An 18,730-nucleotide genomic window follows, 5' to 3' on the forward strand; every position below is an offset into this window, starting at 1 on the left:
CTCTTTTCATTTATATATTCAATATAAAAAAGGGTTTTCCTTCTTACATTGCTCTTTAATTTTGTTAAGATATTATAATTTATTTATAAATTCAATCTATTTATTTATATCATTTTCTAAGTTATAGGATGCTTTGATAATAGAGTGAGATTTTATTGGCCAAATTTTTGTGAAAACCTTCCCTTTAATTCTATCTAATGTAACATAACCAAACATTCTACTATCATTACTATTATTTCTATTATCTCCCAATACAAACACACTTTCTTTAGGCACTATTCCTTCTGTAAAAGGATATGGAAGATTACTGCCGTCATTATTATATGCATACTCTTCCTTTAGTAACTCTCCATTAATATATACCTTGTTTTCTTCTACCTTATATTTATCTCCTGAAATAGCTACTACTCTTTTAACAAAAATTTCATTTTCTCTACCGTATATAGGAGGCTCAAAAATTATTATTTCACCTCTTTCAGGAGAATCAAATCTATAACTCATTTTCTCTATAACTAATCTATCATTATTATGTAATGTAGACATCATTGAATCTCCACTTACTACTGTTAAACTAATTAAGTATTTTTCAATTAAAATAGATATTACTAAAGCTATGAGTATTGTTTTAATCAAATCCCCTATATTAAATTCAGAAGATCTTGACATATCACCACTTCCTTCACTATTAGTATAATAGATTATTATGTATTTTTCTATAACCTCTTATACAATAATGTAACACATAATAGAAAAAGGAGAAGATCATCCTTCTCTTTTTTCTATTATTATCTCTATTTCTTTTTTATATCCTTCTAATTCGTTAGGAGTTTCTAAGAAAAATGGAAGATCTTTTAATCTAGGGTGATTGATGATATTAATTATGGCTTCTAAACCAATTGTTCCTTCTCCCAATTTTTCATGTCTATCTTTATTACTACCAAAAGGCATTTTACTATCATTTAGGTGAATAGCTTTGAGTCTATCTAATCCAATAATTTCATCAAATTTATTTAATACTCCGTCAAGATCGTTTACTATATCATAACCAGCAGAATAAATATGACAAGTGTCGATACATACACCTATTTTATCAGAATGTTCAACCTTATCAATAATAGCTCTTAATTCTTCAAAATTTCTTCCAATCTCTGTACCCTTACCTGACATTGCTTCTAATAGAATCCAGGTACTTTCTTCTCCAGTTAATACTTCATTTAATAATTGAGATATTCTATCAATACCATACTCTACTCCCTTACCAGTATGACTTCCTGGATGGAAGTTATATAAGCTACAAGGAATGGTTTCTAACCTGTCTAAATCATCCCTAAAAGCCATTTTAGCAAACTCCCATACATTTCCTTTATATGAGGCTGGATTCATGGTATAGGGGGCATGGGCCAATAATGGTCCAAAATCATTTTCTTTCATTATACTCTTTACCTTTTTTATATCATCTAAATCCAATGCTTTAGCTTTACCGCCTCTGGGGTTTCTTGTAAAGAATTGGAATGTATTTGCTCCTATTTGAATTGCTTCTTTAGAAGCATTAGAAAATCCTTTTGCTATGGATAAATGACTACCTATTATCATATATATCACCTCTAATTATATTATTACATCAAATACAAAAATCACTATCATTATAAGTGCTATTGTACTATTTAAAACTACGCCTATCAAGTAGCCTATAAAAGTGGCTATTCCCACTTTAAAAGAGTCTTTAAATTGTTTTTTTATCAATAATTCCCCTACTATAGCTCCAATGAATTGACCAATTATTAATCCAATAAAAGATAATGATAAAAACCCAATAATGCCTCCTACTATAGCACCTATTATACCATACTTAGATGCTCCCACCTTTTTAGTGGTTATTAAAGAAGTTACATTATCTAAAATGATGGTCAATATTGCAAGAATTCCCAATATTACTATAGTAATTACAGCAATATGTTCAAATCCTGTAATGATTCCATAGAATAATCCAGTAAAAAATATTAAACCTGGTCCTGGTATTGCAGGTAGGAAAGTACCTATAAATCCAATAAACATTATTATTAATGAAATTATAACTAATATTATATTCATATAATTTCTCCTCTCTATGCTCATATTTATTATACCCCTTAAATTTATCATTAATATTAATATATGATATGTAAATGTATTATTAACAACTATAAAACAAATAATATTACTGGAGGTGAAAAAATGGAGATACACAATGATAATTTTGATAATTGGAATAAATGGAAGTCAACATTACATAAGGCTGTAAATTTAGGAGAAACCGTAGGCCTATCAGAAAATACTATCGAGGTAATAGGTACTAAAATAGGTAATGTATTATCATCTAATGTTGACCCTGAAAATCGAGAACAAAGAGTACTTCAAGAACTCTGGAGAGTAGGAGATGATAAAGATAGAAAAACACTTTCAAAAATGATAGTGAAAATGGTACAAAGCGACGATAAATAATATAAGTTAAGCCCTTAGGGGCTTTTTTATTGTGTCAAATATTTTTCTTCTACATAAGCTAATAGTAAATATGTAAAATATGGGGGCAATGATATGTTTACAAGAAAATACTCCATTAATAACATCAGAAAATATATATCTGGAATTGATCAGCATATAAAAGGCGTATCCTATAGTAAAGGAAATTATACTAACTTTGATAACGCTGCAAGTACTCCACCTCTACTTCCTGTTGTTAAAAAGATAGAAAACTTTTCAAAATATTATTCAAGTATTCATAGAGGTGTTGGATTAAAATCGATTATTTCAACAGAAATCTTTGAAAATGCTCGTGAAACAACTTTAAACTTTGTTAATGCTAACAGTAAAAAGAACATATGTATATTTGTAAAAAATACTACAGAAGCCATTAATAAATTATCCTATCGTTTAAATTTATCTAAGGATGATATCGTCTTGGTTTCCTTGATGGAGCATCATTCCAATGATTTGCCATGGAGAAATAAATGTAGAAGAATGTATATAAAGTTACTTGAAAATGGTAGATTAGATTTGGATGATTTAGAATACAAACTTAAATATTATAAAAATAAAATTAAATTAGTATCTGTCACTGGAGCTTCAAATGTAACTGGTTATATTAATGATATCCATAGAATAGCAAAATTAAGTCACCAATATAATACTAAAATATTCGTAGATTGTGCTCAACTGATTCCCCATAGAAAAGTCAATATGTCAGGAACAGGTAATGATGATCATCTAGATTTTATCGCTTTTTCTGCTCATAAGATGTATGCGCCTTTTGGTGCTGGGGTTTTGATAGGCCCAAAAGATATATTTAATAAAGGTGTACCAGAATATGTAGGGGGAGGAACTATAATAAGTGTCACTGAGAACAATGAATACTGGGCTCAATCCCCTGAAAAAGATGAAGCTGGAACACCTAATGTTCTAGGGGCTTTAGCGTTAATGGAATCAATCAATATTTTACAAGAAATAGGAATGGAAAAGGTAAAAAAACATGAGAATGTCCTAACTGAAAAACTAGTATCTAGTTTAAAGACTGTAGATAACATCAAACTATATACATCTATTAATAATATAAATCCTAATAATCATCTTGGTGTTATTACTTTTAATATTAAAAATATTCCTCATAACTTATTAGCTTCTTTACTTTCTTTCGAAGGAAATATAGGTGTTAGAAGTGGCTGTTTCTGTGCCCATCCTTACGTCCATAGATTATTGAACTTATCTACAAATGAGGTAAGGAAAACTCAACAAAAAATGTTATTTGGAGATATTAAAGACATACCTGGACTAGTAAGAGTTAGTTTCGGTATGTATAATACTATAAGTGAAATTGATGAATTTGTTAATTTTTTGAAATTAATAAGCAAAAATATAGATAGCTATAAAGATCAATACATATACAACAAAGGATATAACTGTTATTTTCCTAGAGACTTTATATTAAAGGATATACTTAAAAGCTTGTGATACTGCCAAGTTTATAGTAGAACTTGTATATATTCTATGATTATAAAAAAATAAATTTCCAAATACCTTAAGTTTAAAACCCTATATATATAAATAAAGATCTTTATTTATATATATAGGGTTTTTATGTTATAATTTCATTGTTAAGTCTTTAAGGATGGAGAGTTGTAACATGATGACATTAGGTAGAAATCGTTTTAAAAAGTTTGATTATTTTTTATTGTTTATTATATTTTTATTAACCGCCTATGGGTTCTTTTCTATATATATAGCTACAGGTACTATAGGTTCTCTTAAAAGTCAAGGGGCTGCTTTCATATTGGGTATGGTGGCTGTCATAATACTATCATTTATGGATTATGATATATTTGGAAGACTTTATATACCTATTTATATAATTTCAAATGTCCTATTACTTGTTGTTATATTTGCTGGTACTGGAGGAGACGAATGGGGGGCTGATAGCTGGCTTGTTATCGGAGGATTTAACTTCCAACCTTCTGAGTTTGTTAAATTAGGTATAATCTTATCTTTAGCTAAATTTATCGAAAAGAATGAAAAAGATATCAATAATATATTTACTCTAATAAAGATATTAATATTTGCTGGTATACCTATATTATTAGTTGTAGAAAATGATTTTGGTACTGGTTTAGTTTTTATATTCTTTACATTTATCATGCTTTTTGCTGCTGGTTTAAACTATAGATATATAATATATAGTGCTATAGCAGGAATTATCAGTTTACCTATACTATGGTTGGGATTTTTAGGGGAATATCAAAAATATCGTATATTAGTATTTTTTGATCCTTCTCTTGATACAATGGATGCTGGATATCATGTAACTCAGTCTAAAACAGCTATTGGCTCTGGTCAAATAATGGGAAGATATTTTACTGGTGAAGCAAGTTTTGCTAAATTAGAATGGTTACCCGAGAAACATACTGATTTTATATTTGCAGTTATTGGTGAAGCCTTTGGATTGATTGGAGGGGCTATATTAATATTTTTGTTTTTAATTTTATTATATAGATTAATCATAATAGCAAAAAATGCAAAAGATTCCTTTGGATCACTAACTGTTATTGGAATAACTGCAATGATAACCTTTCATATTATTGAGAATATCGGTATGACTATTGGACTTATGCCTGTTACTGGGATTCCCTTACCATTTATAAGCTTTGGAGGTACTTTCATGCTAACTAATATGATAGCGATGGGTTTTGTATTCAGTATAGCAATGAGAAAGAGTCAAATAAACTTTTAGGGATGCCTTTGGCATCCCTTATTTAGTATCTATCATTTCATTTATCATTTCTTCAGTATAAGGTTCTCCAATATATAAATGTCCCATCAATGACTCCTGGATCTTTCCATCTACATAAAATTGTACTTTATTTATTTCTTCTAATTGCGCTAAAGATTTAACAATAGATGAAGCTAGTAAAATCTCCTGAGTAGATCCCCCTGTTAATTCTTTAGAAGATAGATTAACTTCTGCTATATTACCAACCACCTTCACATCTAGTATCTCTATCTCCGCTGGTAATGTTGGCAACCTATTACTTTCTATTGGTCCCTTTTTTAGTTCTTGAATTATCAAAGTTGCAATTTCATCTACTTTCATACTCTCATCAATTTCTATTATTCTTTTTTCTGTTAAGAGATTCATAGCTTGTTTATCAGTGAAATATAATGTAATTTCTTTTAATTCTTTTTCTTTTTCATCTACTGCACCCTCATCTTCCTTTATGTCCGTATTTTCTTCTGATGTTTCTACATCATTCTCATCTATAGTACAACTTATTATAGATAGAGTTAGAATTATGATTAAAAATAAACTCAAATATTTTTTCATAAAATACGCCTCCTTATATATATATTACCCTTGTAAAGTTTATTAATACTTTTATACTTTTTATCACAAAATAAATTTAAATGTTAAAGGAGGTTTATAATGAAAAAAAATGTAGGTAATCTAGATGCATATGTGAGAATCACTGGTGGCTTAACTCTTTTCGGTTATGGTATCTTAAGAAATTCAAAGTCATCTATTATGTTGGGTAGTATGAAAGTTGCTGAAGGTATAACTCGATTTTGTCCTATGTTGTATTTGATGGGAGCAAGTACCAATGATGATACAATAACTTTTGAACTAACACAAAAATAAAAAATATAAAACAAAAGGGTAATTATTACCCTTTTGTTTTTATATGATCAATTATTATTTTATATATATCATCATCAAAAGATATATTTTCTGGTAATTCATCAAAGAGTTTAACTAAATCAGTTTCACTCCATCTTGGTTTAGGCTCAAATATAGCGATTTCTCCTATATACACTAATGTTTTAAAAGAGTTCTCACCTTTGATTATCCTATAATATCCAATAGGATTTAACTTAGATAATATAGCTCCCGTTTCTTCAAAAGTTTCTCTTATTGCGCATTGTAAAAGATTTTCATTTTCCTCTTGTTTCCCACCTGGAAATTCCCAACCTTTTCTACCAGGATGATAGGTCATCACAAATTTATCTCCATAAAAAGGGATAACAATAGCCCCTCTATATTCTTCATCGATATTTAAAATCTCTGTAATTACAATTTCCATTTCTTTATTATCTTTAACACTTTTATAATAAGCTTTTTCCATATAATCACCTACAATAATAGTCTTCTAGTATATATTATTTACTAATAGGTGCTTTTGCTTTATTTATTTTTAAAATATACTTAAATTTAAAGATTTAGATAGATCTTCTAACATTTTATAACCACCAATAGAGTTACCTTTATCATCCAAAGAAGGCCCATATAGACCTATTCCCATCCTATGAGGTATTGAAGCCATTATTCCTCCTCCTACTCCACTCTTAGCAGGTATTCCTACTTTTATGGCAAATTCTCCAGACCCATTATACATTCCACAAGTTACCATAAAGGTTTTTACAGCTCTAGCGATATGCTCAGAAACCACTCTCTCACCAGTTTGTGGAACAACTCCTCTATTTGCTAAGAATAATCCAATTTTAGCAATATCTATAGAATCAACCTCAATTGAGCATTGTCTAAAATATACATCTAATACATCTTCAATGTCTCCTTCAATAATTCCCACATCTCTCATGAAATAAGCCATGGCTCTATTTCTATCTCCGCTACTTTTTTCCGATAGGTATATTTCTTTATTAATATTCAATTTATCGTTTCCTGAGATCTTTCTCATGAAATTTAATAATCTTTGAAACTTTTCTTCCTTATTTTTACCTTTTATTAAAGAAGATATTACTATAGCTCCTGCATTAATCATAGGATTAAGAGGTCTAGAAGGCATAATTGTTTCTAGTTTTATTATAGAGTTAAAAGCATCTCCTGTTGGTTCCATACCAACCTTTTCAAAAACTAGCTCTTCACCGTTATCCATTAATGCTAACATTAATGAAATTGTTTTTGAAATGCTTTGTATTGTAAATTTTTTATTGTAGTCTCCTGCTTTATATATATTTCCGTCCATATCAGCTATACATATACCTAAATCCCATGGGTCCGCCTTTCCTAAGGCAGGAATATAAGTTGCTACTTCACCCTGTTGAGTTATGTGTCTATTTTCATCTATTAGTTTATTTAGTATTTCTTCCATAACCTGTCTCCTCTCTACAATGTTAACCTATATCTAACATAAATGAAAAACAAAAAATAGTCAATAGCTAAGCTATTGACTACTCTTCTTCTCTATAACAACTACCACCTATAAATTCTTTTAAAATCGAAGTACTAGGTATTATATCATCATTTCTAATAATCTTAAAATAACCTAAAAACTTTAATAGTCTTTTTGCTTCACCATAATGAATACTTGACCTTGTAACTTCCTTTAGTAAAGGTTCTGCATATTTTCTCAATACTGCTAGTTCATATACTAATGCCGAATTAAACATTACATCTGCTTGTTCTTGATAAGGAAATATATTTCTTTCTTCACCTCGTCTTACAGAACTCCATAATTCTAAAGTACCTTCAGCTGTTCTTCCCCTGTATTTGCTATCCCTAACTATTCTTCTTATTAATCTATTATCAGTAGTAGGTATTCTATTATGTTTATCAATATTAAGCTGAGTTAATGCACTAACATATATTTTAAATTTATACATATGAGGAATCTTATTAGTAAGTTTTTCATTGAGACCGTGAATTCCTTCAATTATTATTGGTTGGTCCTCAGCTATAGAAAATCCTTTAATTTTCACTTCTCTTTTACCTGTTAAAAAGTTAAACTTTGGAATATCAATTTTCCCTCCATCTAAAAGAGTTATTAAATCTTCATTAAATTTCATAATATCTACTGCATCAATAGATTCAAAATCATAATTCCCATTTTCATCTAAAGGGGTATCTTCTCTATTTACAAAATAGTCATCTATTGATAAAGAAATTGGTCGTTTTCCATTTACTCTTAGTTGAGTATAGAGTCTTTGAGCAAATGTAGTTTTTCCCGATGAAGATGGACCAGCAATAAGTATTATTTTTATATTTTCATTTTCACTAATTTTGTCAGCTATATATGCTGTTTTTTTCTCATGGAGTGCTTCTGACACCCTTATTATTTCTTCAATAGATCCTTCTAATATTTTATCGTTTAATGAACCTACATCTGCAACATCTAAAATTTCAACCCACTCTTCAGCTTCTCTAAAGATTTGGGCTATTTTATTTTGTTCCTTGAATTCTGGTATTTTAAAATTACTTTCCTTTCTTGGATATCGAAGTATAATTCCTGGATGATAATAACTTATATCAAAATATTTTATATATCCAGTAGAAGGAGCTAAATACCCATAAAACTTATCAAATAATCCATCTAGTTCATATACATGAACATAATCTTTTTCTCTGTATTTTCCTAGCCTTAACTTATCTGTCATATCTTGCTTTTTGAATATTTCGTTAGCTTCACTTGTTTTCATAAGTATTCTATGGATAGGTAAATCAGCCTTAATTATTTCGTTAATTTTAGTCTTTATTTTATCTATATCTTCCAATTGTAAATCTTTTTCTTTATGTATTTCTACATAGAGCCCTTTACTTAAAGAATGCTCTATAGAAACTTTTGATTTAGGAAATAATTCATATATTGCTTTTAATAATATGAAGGTTAGAGTTCTAGCATACACTCTAATTCCATCTTTATCTGTGATATCTAGTAGTTCTATATCTTTTGAACTTTCTATAGTGAAGTCAAGATGTTTAATTTCATTATCTATCCGAGCACAAAGATAATTTTTATGTTCTATATCATTTACTACTTTTATAACATCCTTTATTTTTGTCCCTTTTCTTACACTAAAATTTCCAACTCCATCTATGGTTACTTCTAAATCTTTCATTAAATCCCCCCTAAAAGTCTATAGTCTAATATATACCCCATACTTTTTAAAAATACTTATAATATTAAAGCCCCATTTTGGGGCCTTAATATTACCTCATATTTCTATCTGGCAAAGAAATGTTAGAAAGGGCATCTCCTGCTTCATTTGCATATACGTCTCTAACAGCTAGATCTCCAAGAGAAACTATTCCAACTAGATTACCATTTTCCACTACCGGTAGTCTCCTAACTTGCTTTTCAGCCATTAATCTAGCTGCTTCATGGATATCAGTGTCTGGAGATACTGATATTAATTCTGATGTCATAATACTACTTATTGGACTATTCACGTCACCTTGTCCTGTCAATGATCTTATTACTATGTCTCTATCTGTTACAATACCTACAGCTCTATTATCTCTAGATGTTATGGGAATTGATCCCACATTAAGAATTTTCATCTCTGTTGCAACGTCTTTAATAGATGAATTATTAAACATGGATCTTACATTGTTGGTCATAACTTCTCTTACCTTCAAATTTTCATCCTCCTTATATCAAGTCTATAATTAGGATATGTAATTTATAAAATTTTAAACATTTATATCTTTCTTAAAAGTTTTATTTACTTCTATAAATCCCTTTTTTTCATATAGTCCAATTGCTCTTCTATTTTGAGTATTTACATTCAATTTTATAGTAAATACTCCCTCTTTCTTAGAATAATCTTCTGCTTTCTCAATTAATTTTTCTGATAATAGAGTTCCTCTATAGGATTCTTCTACAAAAATATCTGTAATAAAAACTGTTTTATTACTTTTAAATACACTATCCATTTCTCTAATTTCCATTCTTATAAATCCAATACATCTATTGTCTATTTCGCCTATAAAGATTTTACTGAACCTGGATTCTAAATCTTCATAAAAAATTTCAAATAAATTTTTTCTCCAATTACTTGAAAGACTCATATAATCATCAAATTGTTCATGATAATCCGATAATTTTTTCCATAAATCTAGTATACTATTAATATCCTTGCTATTTGCCTTTCTTATTAACATAGAATCCCCCTAAACACATTACTTAAAATATTACTTGTTCTATTCTATTATATTTTTCATCTATTTTAGCTTCAAAACTTCTATTATTTAAATATTCTAATCCATTTTTCAGCCCTTTAAATGTGATTTTGTAAGCAATTAAAAACTGAGATTTTAAGTTGAATTTTTTGTTTGTTTCTTTATCTCCATATTTCCTATCTCCTACTATTGGATGATTAATAGAAGATAAATGAGCTCTAATCTGATGTGTTCTACCAGTAATTAGCTCTATGTCTAATAAAGTATAGTCCTCATTATACTTTATAGGTGAAATTCTAGTTTTTATTTCCTTACTGTTTTCTACCCATTTGTTATATATCATAACTTTATTTGTTTTATTATCTTTTACAAGATATCCTTCTAATAAATCTCTTTTATCTATTTTTCCAGCTACTAAAGCTTTGTAATACTTTTCGATTTTTTGATCTCTTATAGCTTCATTTATTACTTTTAATGAATTATAATTTTTTGCCGCTATAATAACACCTGATGTATTTAAGTCTAGTCTATTACATATAGCTGGACTGAAAGTCTTTTCTTCTTCAGGTTTATACTCTCCTTTATCTATAAGATACTTTTTAACACCTTTTACAATGCTTTCACCATCTTCGTTGTTTGAGTGAGATATTTGTCCTTCTTTTTTATTAATTAATAAAATATTATCATCTTCGTATATTATATTTAAATCTATTTTAACATCTATATTCTCAACCTCACTTTGAAATTTATTTATTGTTTCTTCAGCCAAATATAAAGTTATTTCATCATCACATTTCACAATTTCCTCTGAATAGGTTCGACTACCATTTAATTTTATTCTTTTTTTTCTTATCATTTTCTGTATAAATCCTTTTGAAGCTTTATCCATATATTTAGATAAGAACCTATCTATACGCTGATTTTCATCATTTCTTTTAATTATTATTTTTTTCATAGTTTATCAACCCTTAATTTTTAATATTTATTATCGTAATATATATTTATAATAATACTTATATGGAGATTAATACAAGGTATATTTTGTAATTTAGATAATATTGATTATTATTGCTTGATTATGATATCATTTAGTATATAGACATAATATCACATGACACTATAGCAGCAGAAGGAGGATTAATATGAATAATGCATTTGAAAAAGTAAAGGATCTTTTGTATGATTACATAGACTATTTCTTGATTCTTTTAGTAGTGCTCTTAATAGGAGCTATAATTGGTTGGAGATTAGATATCTTGTTTGGTGATAATGAATTAGAAGAAACTGATAATAATATCCAAATAGAAGAATCAAATGATGAAAATGTTGAAGATTCGACCAAAGAAGAACAAGAGAAAAATTCAGATGAAGATGCAGAAAATGATGAAAGAGATGACCAAGAAAAAGATAATAGTGGTAGAGAGGAATCTTCTTCAGTAAATAATCAAGATGGACAAGCTAAAGAAGAAATATCCCTTGATATACCTGAAGGATCATTGCCCCCTAATACAGCACAGATATTATTGGATAATGGTGTTATCCAAGATAAAAACCAATTTTTAAGTAGAGCTAGTGAATTAGGCCTAGATATAAAGCTTCGTTCTGGAAGTTATACGTTCATTAAGAATTCTGATTTAGATACAATTATAAAAATACTAGCAAATATTAAATAAAAAGAAGTTCCTCTAGAGGAACTTCTTTTTATTTAATATTTTACATTAACATATTCATCTATCAGGGATTTCTGAATATTATCTATAAATACCCCTTCTTTTACTAAAATATCTAATATTTTATAACTTTTAGAATGAAGTATTGCTTTATCATAATCTTTAAGATGAATTTCATAGAGCTTTCCATGAAGACTATCAGAATTAACTTTTATATAGTAAGCTTCCATATTAGTAAATTTTAAAAACTTAAGAAATTTCAAAGTGGATTTATCCTTTTGTTGATAATAATAATACCCTTCATCTAAAAAAGATTGGAAGTACTTTTGTGGTTCTCCCTTATTCTTCAATTGTTTTGCTTCCATATAATAATACTTTGCTAACATATTATAATACTGATAGTTATACATACCTTTTTCAAAACTATCAATTTTATTAAAAGGTTTCATATTTAACCTTTCTATGAAATCAATATTAGCTTTTATATACTCACTTTTAGAAATATCACCATTCTTAAATTGCATTATTAACGAATCCCTATGATTAAAAAACTTATCAAAAATACTTTCCTTCTTAATATAATCCAATTTTTTACACCCTATCTAATCATTCTATTTGTTTAGCTTTTCTAATTCCTTTGTGGTTAGTTCTCTATATTCACCTAATCGTAAATTAGGATCCAATAGTAGTTCTCCCATTGATACTCTTTTTAGATAAACCACTTCTTTACCTAATTCTTTAAACATTCTTTTGACTTGATGAAACTTACCTTCTCTTATTGTAACATATCCTGTCGATATTTTCCCGGAGGAAATTATTTGAAGGTCTGCAGGTAAGGTAATATCTTTTTCTCCAATATCAATCCCATCTTTAAATGCTATTTCATCTTTTGATGTTAATTCACCTTTTACTTCCACATAATATTTTTTATCTATATGTTTTTTGGGTGATAATAAATTGTGAGCTAGTTTCCCATCATTAGTTAATAATAATAATCCTTCCGTATCTTTATCTAGACGCCCAACTGGAAATGGTTCAAATGCTTTAAACTCGTTATCAATTAAATCAATGACTGTCTTATGATAATTGTCATCAGTAGCGGAAATCACTCCTTGGGGTTTATTCATTAGTAAATATATATACTTACGATAATCAATTTCTTTATTATTAAACTCTATTAATGAATCTCCTGGATTAACCTTCAATGAACTATCTTTAATAATTTTACCCTCAACTTTAACTAATCCTGCTTTAATTTTACCCTTTATTTCTTTTCTTGTTCCATATCCTAAATTAGATAATATTTTATCTAACCTTTCCTTTTTTGCCATAAAAAAATCCTCCTGTAATCCTTCTAGTTAATATTGTATAAGTTGATGATAAAAATTTCAAATGAATTTATTACGTATTAATTATTAAAGAGTTATTAGCCCTTTAATAAATTCTAATTAAATCTTTTTAATGCTTTTCCATTAAGATAATCGCATTTCTCTCCTTGAATTATATTTCTTTTTTCCATCATATCTAAGATTTCATCTTTAATCTTCCACCAACTAGTATCCCAATTTACAAAAAGTGTATTCTCTTCAGGAGCTCTTCCTATCAACCTTTGAATTACTATGTTCTTATCTAAGTAACTAATAAAATTAACCACTCTATCAATATATTCCTCTTTTGAAATTATTTCAATACTACCTTCTTTGAACATCTTTCCTAATATAGTATTTTCAACTATATAAAGAGAGTGAAGTTTAACCTGGTCAATCCCCAAAGCTGAGATTACCTTAGCATTCTCTATTACATCATCTTCACTATCCCAAGGAAGATTAAGAATAAGATGTACACAAATATCGAATTCATACTTCTTTATTCTAATTACACTATCGATTAGTTCTGCTAAAGTATGACCCCTATTTATTTTCTTTAATGTATGATAGTTTACTGTTTGTAACCCTAACTCTATTGAGATCTCTATATTATTTTCTTCACTAATATCTTTTAGAAATTTAAGGTATTCATCAGAAATAGAATCAGGTCTTGTTGATATAGCTATTTCTACAATGTCCTCAATTATAGCATCATTAATTATACTTTTAAATTTTTCAAAGCTCATATAAGTATTTGTGAAGTTTTGAAAATATGCTATGAACTTTTTAGCTTTATATCTTTTACTAATATACTCTTTATTCTTCTCTAATTGTGACCTTACTGAAAGTTCATTTGACAATGACTCAAATCCTGCTCCCTCTTCACCACAAAAAATGCATCCTCCAGTACCAACACATCCATCTCTATTAGGGCATGTTGTAGGTACATTAATTGGTAGTTTATAAACTTTTTCACCATATTTATTTTTTAAATACGTAGAATATACTCTATAGTATTTATTCTCATCCATTACATTCACCTTTCTTCTTGAATCATTAGTACTACTCTAGACTATATCATAATTTTTATCAATGGGTAAAAAAAAGGATAGACAATTGTCTATCCTAAAAATTATTATACCCTTTCTGTTACAGGCTTATTTGACCCTTTAAATTTAATAAGAAATACACCTAAAGCTATAATTGCAACAATCACTCCTACCGGATAAGAAACAGTCTCAGATAATTTAAATCCTTCTGGAGCTTGTAATATATAAGTAACACTAACAGCGGTCATGAAGGTTGCTGGTAATGTAGCAATCCAGTGAACTTTATGACTCACTATAAGGTATGCAGCTGTAGCCCACAATACAATCATTGCTAAAGTCTGATTTGACCATGCAAAATATCTCCAAATAATAGTAAAATCTATTCTTGTTAATGCAAATCCCACAACAAATAATGGTGCCGCCACTAATAATCTATTTTTTGTTTCTCCTTGCTTGTATCCTATAGCATCAGCTATTACTAGCCTAGCGCTTCTAAAAGCTGTATCACCTGAAGTGATCGGTGCTGCAATAACACCTAACATAGCTAAGACTCCACCAATAGTTCCTAATAGTGAATTAGAAATGGTGTTAACAACCCCTGCTGCTCCACCACCATTAGATATTGCATCATCTAAGCCTACTACTCCACCATTAAAGAATGTCATAGCTGCAGCTGCCCAAATCAAAGCAATAATTCCTTCCGCAATCATTGAACCATAAAATACTCTTCTACCATATTTTTCATTTGGTAGACATCTAGCCATCATTGGTGATTGAGTTGCATGGAACCCACTTATTGCTCCACATGCTATTGTTACAAATAGCATTGGCCATAGGGATAAGCCTTTAGGGTGAAAATTAGATAGAGACACTTCAGGAATATTATATCCTTTTATAATCAACATTGATCCTATACCCACTGCCATTATCAATAAAGCAGCTCCAAATAGCGGATAAATTCTAGCAATTATCTTATCAACTGGTAAGATAGTAGCAAGAAAATAATATACTATAATAATACCTAACCAAACATTCAAACTGTCTAAACCAGCAATTCCTAAATTAGCTAATAGCTGAGCTGGTCCTGTCATAAATACTGTACCTACTAATATAAGTAAAACTACAGAAAAAACTCTCATAATTTTTCTAGCATTTTCTCCAAGATATATTCCTACAATCTCAGATATACTTTTTCCTTCATGTCTTATTGATAGCATCCCAGAAAAATAATCATGAACTCCACCAGCAAAAATACTACCTAACACAATCCAAATAAAAGCAGCTGGACCAAATAATGCCCCCATTATCGCACCAAAAATCGGACCTAATCCTGCGATGTTAAGAAACTGAATAAGAAATATTCTTGGCCAGCTTAAGGGAACAAAATCAACCCCATCCTCCATAGTAATAGCAGGCGTTTTTCTATTCTCATCCGCTCCGAAAACCTTTTCCACAAAAGCTCCATAGGTGAAATAACCTAATATTAATATTACGATAGAAACTAAGAATGATACCATAATAACCCCTCCCTAAAATTTAATCTGAATATATTATAATATAGAGAAGAAAATTATTAGTTTATTTTTGACGAGATGCATTAATCCTAATGTGAATTGCATTATGCATAGTCAAGTTGAATTTAAATGATATTCATTATCATCTTAAACTCTTTTACTTGACCCCTACTAACTGGTATCATTTCATCATATCCTTTTAATTTTATATGAAAAGTATTATTAAACCATGGTTCTATCTTTTCAATATAATCAATATTTATAAGAAAACTTCTATGACTTCTATAGAAATTTCCTCTATTTATTCGCTCCTCTAAATGAGTTAAGGTTTCATGATAAATAAACTTACCCGTGGTAGTGATAATTGTTGTATTCTTATCTTCTACGGTTGCCATTATGATATTCTTTAATTCTATCGGAAATAACATCCCATCTTTATAGAGAGTTAACTTTTGATATTTATATTCTTTATTACCTTGAATCTCTTTTATCAACCCTGATAGTCTCTTTTCATATTGAATACCTTTATTATTTAAACTTTCCCTTAATTTATTTAATGCTTTATTTAATCTCTTATCCCCGATAGGCTTTAATAGATAGTCAATGGCATTAAGTTCGAATGCTTTAATAGCATAATCATCATAGGCAGTAATAAATACTATCAAAGGTACCTTTTCAATTTTATAATTCAAAACCTCAGAAGCAACCTCTATACCAGATATCTTAGGCATATTTATATCTAAGAATATCACATCTAGTATATTCTCTTTTATAATATTAAGAGCTTCAAGTCCATTTTTTGCTTCTTCAATAATTTCAATATCTTTATGTTTTTCTAATAAATATCTTAACTCTTCCCTTGCTGGAAGTTCATCATCCACAATCATAGCTCTTATCATCATATCTCTCCTTCTTCAGGTATTGAAATAGTCACCACGGTTCCTTCATTTTTATTACTTTTAATATCTAATCCAAACTCTTCTCCATATATTAATTGTAATCTTTTGTGAACATTTATTAATCCTATAGACTGCCTTTTAGCATCACTTATTAATAAATTTTTAAGTTTTTCCTCTTCAATTCCTTCTCCATTATCTATTACAGAGATTCTTATGATTCTCTCATATTTGCTAGCAATAATATTTACTTCTCCTCCTTCTAGCTTTTCCATTATTCCATGTTTAATTGAATTTTCCACAATTGGTTGAATTATTAATGGAGGAACCTTTATCTTTAAATCCTTTTCTATCTCGAATTTAATATCTAGCTTATCTCCAAATCTCGCTTTTTCAATTTCTAAGTAAGATTTTACATGTTCTAACTCTGTAACCAAATCTACCAATTCTTCTGATTTATATAGGTTTTTCCTAAAATAAAAACCTAAATGTAAAAGCAACTCTCTAGCTTTATCAGGCTTCGTTCTAGTCAAGGAAACTATAGTGTTTATAGCATTAAATAAAAAATGAGGATTTATCTGAGCCTGTAATGCAGTTAGTTCTGACTTTGTAGCCAATTCTTTATGAACTTCTATTTTTCTTAACTCTATTTGAGTAGAGAATAAGGATCCTAATCCTAAAGCCAATTCTAAATCAATGGGAGATATAGCATTATGTCTAGTTTTATATAATTTTAGAGTGCCTATAGTCTTATTTCCTTCTTTCAAAGGAACGATTATAGCTGATTTAAGCTTACATTTTTCTTGATTACAATCAATTTCATTAGAATAACTGGCTACTTTATAGAGACCTGAAGATAATACTTCCTTTGTAAGTCCAGTTTTAATATTATCTTCAACTCTATGATGATCCTCACCGATTCCTGTATGAGCTAAAATAATATTAGAATCAGTTATTGAAACTGCTTTAAATGAAGTCATATTATAAATAATTTCTGACACTTTTTTAGATGTATCTGTATCAAAGCCTTGTCTAAAATAAGGTAGTGTTTCATTTGCAATTCTTAATGCTCTTTGAGCTTGGAAAGCTGCTTCCCTTTCCTTGTCCCTTAATATACTAAGTATTATTGCGATTGTTATTGAAATTCCTATAGCATTTGCTACTATCATTGGTAGCCCAATTATACTTACTAAATTAATAGCTGCAGTAAAAGGTTTAGCTACTATTAATATAACTGTCATTTGAATAATCTCCGCTATGGCTCCAAATATTAAAGCAAACATCCATTTATTTTTTGTTTCAAAGAATTTCTTACTTAATAATCCAGCTATAATACCTTCAATAGTAGTAGAAATGGCACAGGCTAGAGCAGTAAACCCACCTATGTCTATTCCCCACCTATGTATGCCGGCTATAAGTCCTGCTAATGTTCCCACAAGAGGTCCTCCCAGTAAACCTCCTACGAAGACACCGATTACTCTAGAGTTAGCTAAAGCACCTCTTACAGGGATTCCAGAATACGTTCCTATTATTCCTAATAGTCCAAAGAATGTAGCAAAAATTATTTTATCTACAAGACCTATTTTCTCTTTTGAAATAAGTTGTCTTACTATGGAAACCTTAGATAATATAAAGGAAAGTATAGCTATAATACTAACCCTATTAACTAAATTCCCTAAAATATATACTATCAATATTACACCTTCTTTTTAAGTTCTTTATTTTATATTCTAAGTGAACCTCCCATCACTGAAGTGACGGGCTTCCTTTTCAACAGCTTGCGCCTTCTATGAAAG

21 protein-coding genes are annotated in these 18,730 nt (G+C 29.0%); 5 read left to right on the top strand and 16 right to left on the bottom strand.

Translation table 11 applies throughout. The features are described 5' to 3' along the window. Nucleotides 1-96: 96 nt before the first annotated feature. The 3 genes from lepB to GOQ27_RS04985 form a co-directional block, all read right to left on the bottom strand. A complete protein-coding gene (lepB, locus tag GOQ27_RS04975; protein ID WP_203365728.1) occupies nt 97-666 on the bottom strand; it encodes a signal peptidase I in 570 nt (189 codons plus the stop codon). Nucleotides 667-762: 96 nt separating this feature from the next. Continuing rightward, nucleotides 763-1,593, bottom strand: a complete 831-nt coding sequence (locus GOQ27_RS04980) for a deoxyribonuclease IV (protein ID WP_203365729.1) — start codon at nt 1,591-1,593, stop codon at nt 763-765. A gap of 15 nt (nt 1,594-1,608) precedes the next feature. Beyond that, nucleotides 1,609-2,091 (bottom strand): DUF456 domain-containing protein, encoded by a 483-nt coding sequence (locus GOQ27_RS04985; protein WP_203365730.1) that lies wholly within the window; start codon nt 2,089-2,091, stop codon nt 1,609-1,611. Nucleotides 2,092-2,214: 123 nt separating this feature from the next. Between GOQ27_RS04985 and GOQ27_RS04990 the strand changes: the two genes are divergently transcribed. The 3 genes from GOQ27_RS04990 (at nt 2,215) to rodA (ending at nt 5,257) form a co-directional block, all read left to right on the top strand. After that, nucleotides 2,215-2,481 (top strand): DUF3243 domain-containing protein, encoded by a 267-nt coding sequence (locus GOQ27_RS04990; RefSeq protein WP_207751263.1) that lies wholly within the window; start codon nt 2,215-2,217, stop codon nt 2,479-2,481. Nucleotides 2,482-2,574: 93 nt separating this feature from the next. Continuing rightward, complete coding sequence (locus tag GOQ27_RS04995; protein ID WP_203365731.1) at nt 2,575-3,984, top strand: aminotransferase class V-fold PLP-dependent enzyme; 1,410 nt, start codon at nt 2,575-2,577, stop codon at nt 3,982-3,984. Nucleotides 3,985-4,156: 172 nt separating this feature from the next. Next, nucleotides 4,157-5,257 carry a rod shape-determining protein RodA gene (gene rodA / locus GOQ27_RS05000; RefSeq protein ID WP_203365732.1) on the top strand — a complete coding sequence of 367 codons (1,101 nt, stop codon included), beginning with the start codon at nt 4,157-4,159 and terminating at the stop codon, nt 5,255-5,257. 18 nt (nt 5,258-5,275) lie between these two features. Here rodA and GOQ27_RS05005 read toward each other — a convergent pair whose 3' ends face one another. Continuing rightward, nucleotides 5,276-5,848 (bottom strand): GerMN domain-containing protein, encoded by a 573-nt coding sequence (locus tag GOQ27_RS05005; protein ID WP_203365733.1) that lies wholly within the window; start codon nt 5,846-5,848, stop codon nt 5,276-5,278. A gap of 99 nt (nt 5,849-5,947) precedes the next feature. On the opposite strand from GOQ27_RS05005, the gene GOQ27_RS05010 reads away from it, so the two are divergent. Then, complete coding sequence (locus GOQ27_RS05010) at nt 5,948-6,160, top strand: YgaP family membrane protein (RefSeq protein ID WP_203365734.1); 213 nt, start codon at nt 5,948-5,950, stop codon at nt 6,158-6,160. A gap of 25 nt (nt 6,161-6,185) precedes the next feature. Here GOQ27_RS05010 and GOQ27_RS05015 read toward each other — a convergent pair whose 3' ends face one another. From GOQ27_RS05015 to GOQ27_RS05040, 6 genes are all read right to left on the bottom strand, one after another. Beyond that, a complete protein-coding gene (locus tag GOQ27_RS05015; protein ID WP_203365735.1) occupies nt 6,186-6,644 on the bottom strand; it encodes an NUDIX domain-containing protein in 459 nt (152 codons plus the stop codon). 69 nt (nt 6,645-6,713) lie between these two features. Beyond that, entirely contained in the window at nt 6,714-7,631 is a 918-nt protein-coding gene (glsA, locus tag GOQ27_RS05020; protein WP_203365736.1) for a glutaminase A, read from the bottom strand. A 79-nt stretch (nt 7,632-7,710) separates the two neighbouring features. Further along, nucleotides 7,711-9,375: a nucleoside kinase gene (locus GOQ27_RS05025; protein WP_203365737.1), complete on the bottom strand. Its 1,665-nt coding sequence runs from the start codon at nt 9,373-9,375 to the stop codon at nt 7,711-7,713. A 91-nt stretch (nt 9,376-9,466) separates the two neighbouring features. Further along, the gene (locus tag GOQ27_RS05030; RefSeq protein WP_203365738.1) at nt 9,467-9,895 is read right to left on the bottom strand and encodes a CBS domain-containing protein; all 429 of its coding nucleotides are present in this window, start codon (nt 9,893-9,895) and stop codon (nt 9,467-9,469) included. Nucleotides 9,896-9,949: 54 nt separating this feature from the next. After that, complete coding sequence (locus tag GOQ27_RS05035; RefSeq protein ID WP_203365739.1) at nt 9,950-10,420, bottom strand: GNAT family N-acetyltransferase; 471 nt, start codon at nt 10,418-10,420, stop codon at nt 9,950-9,952. Between the two features lie 22 nt (nt 10,421-10,442). Next, entirely contained in the window at nt 10,443-11,393 is a 951-nt protein-coding gene (locus GOQ27_RS05040; RefSeq protein ID WP_203365740.1) for an RluA family pseudouridine synthase, read from the bottom strand. A 187-nt stretch (nt 11,394-11,580) separates the two neighbouring features. Between GOQ27_RS05040 and GOQ27_RS05045 the strand changes: the two genes are divergently transcribed. Continuing rightward, on the top strand, nt 11,581-12,111 hold the full coding sequence (locus tag GOQ27_RS05045) for a hypothetical protein (RefSeq protein ID WP_203365741.1): 531 nt from the start codon (nt 11,581-11,583) through the stop codon (nt 12,109-12,111). A 32-nt stretch (nt 12,112-12,143) separates the two neighbouring features. On the opposite strand, the gene GOQ27_RS05050 is transcribed toward GOQ27_RS05045, so the two are convergent. From GOQ27_RS05050 to GOQ27_RS05075, 6 genes are all read right to left on the bottom strand, one after another. Next, the gene (locus tag GOQ27_RS05050) at nt 12,144-12,695 is read right to left on the bottom strand and encodes a DUF6648 family protein (RefSeq protein ID WP_203365742.1); all 552 of its coding nucleotides are present in this window, start codon (nt 12,693-12,695) and stop codon (nt 12,144-12,146) included. A gap of 24 nt (nt 12,696-12,719) precedes the next feature. Then, nucleotides 12,720-13,439 carry a pseudouridine synthase gene (locus GOQ27_RS05055; RefSeq protein ID WP_203365743.1) on the bottom strand — a complete coding sequence of 240 codons (720 nt, stop codon included), beginning with the start codon at nt 13,437-13,439 and terminating at the stop codon, nt 12,720-12,722. 113 nt (nt 13,440-13,552) lie between these two features. After that, nucleotides 13,553-14,506: a tRNA modification radical SAM protein MnmL/YtqA gene (gene mnmL, locus GOQ27_RS05060; protein WP_203365744.1), complete on the bottom strand. Its 954-nt coding sequence runs from the start codon at nt 14,504-14,506 to the stop codon at nt 13,553-13,555. Between the two features lie 104 nt (nt 14,507-14,610). Continuing rightward, nucleotides 14,611-16,041 carry a carbon starvation CstA family protein gene (locus GOQ27_RS05065; RefSeq protein WP_203365745.1) on the bottom strand — a complete coding sequence of 477 codons (1,431 nt, stop codon included), beginning with the start codon at nt 16,039-16,041 and terminating at the stop codon, nt 14,611-14,613. Between the two features lie 122 nt (nt 16,042-16,163). Next, on the bottom strand, nt 16,164-16,937 hold the full coding sequence (locus GOQ27_RS05070) for a LytR/AlgR family response regulator transcription factor (protein ID WP_203365746.1): 774 nt from the start codon (nt 16,935-16,937) through the stop codon (nt 16,164-16,166). Next, nucleotides 16,937-18,628: a LytS/YhcK type 5TM receptor domain-containing protein gene (locus GOQ27_RS05075; protein WP_203365747.1), complete on the bottom strand. Its 1,692-nt coding sequence runs from the start codon at nt 18,626-18,628 to the stop codon at nt 16,937-16,939. Before GOQ27_RS05075 ends, GOQ27_RS05070 begins: the two co-directional genes overlap by 1 nt. Nucleotides 18,629-18,730 lie beyond the last annotated feature (102 nt).

The sequence above is a fragment of the Anaeromonas frigoriresistens genome, assembly GCF_016820655.1.
Lineage (GTDB): Bacteria > Bacillota > Clostridia > Tissierellales > SIT17 > Anaeromonas > Anaeromonas frigoriresistens.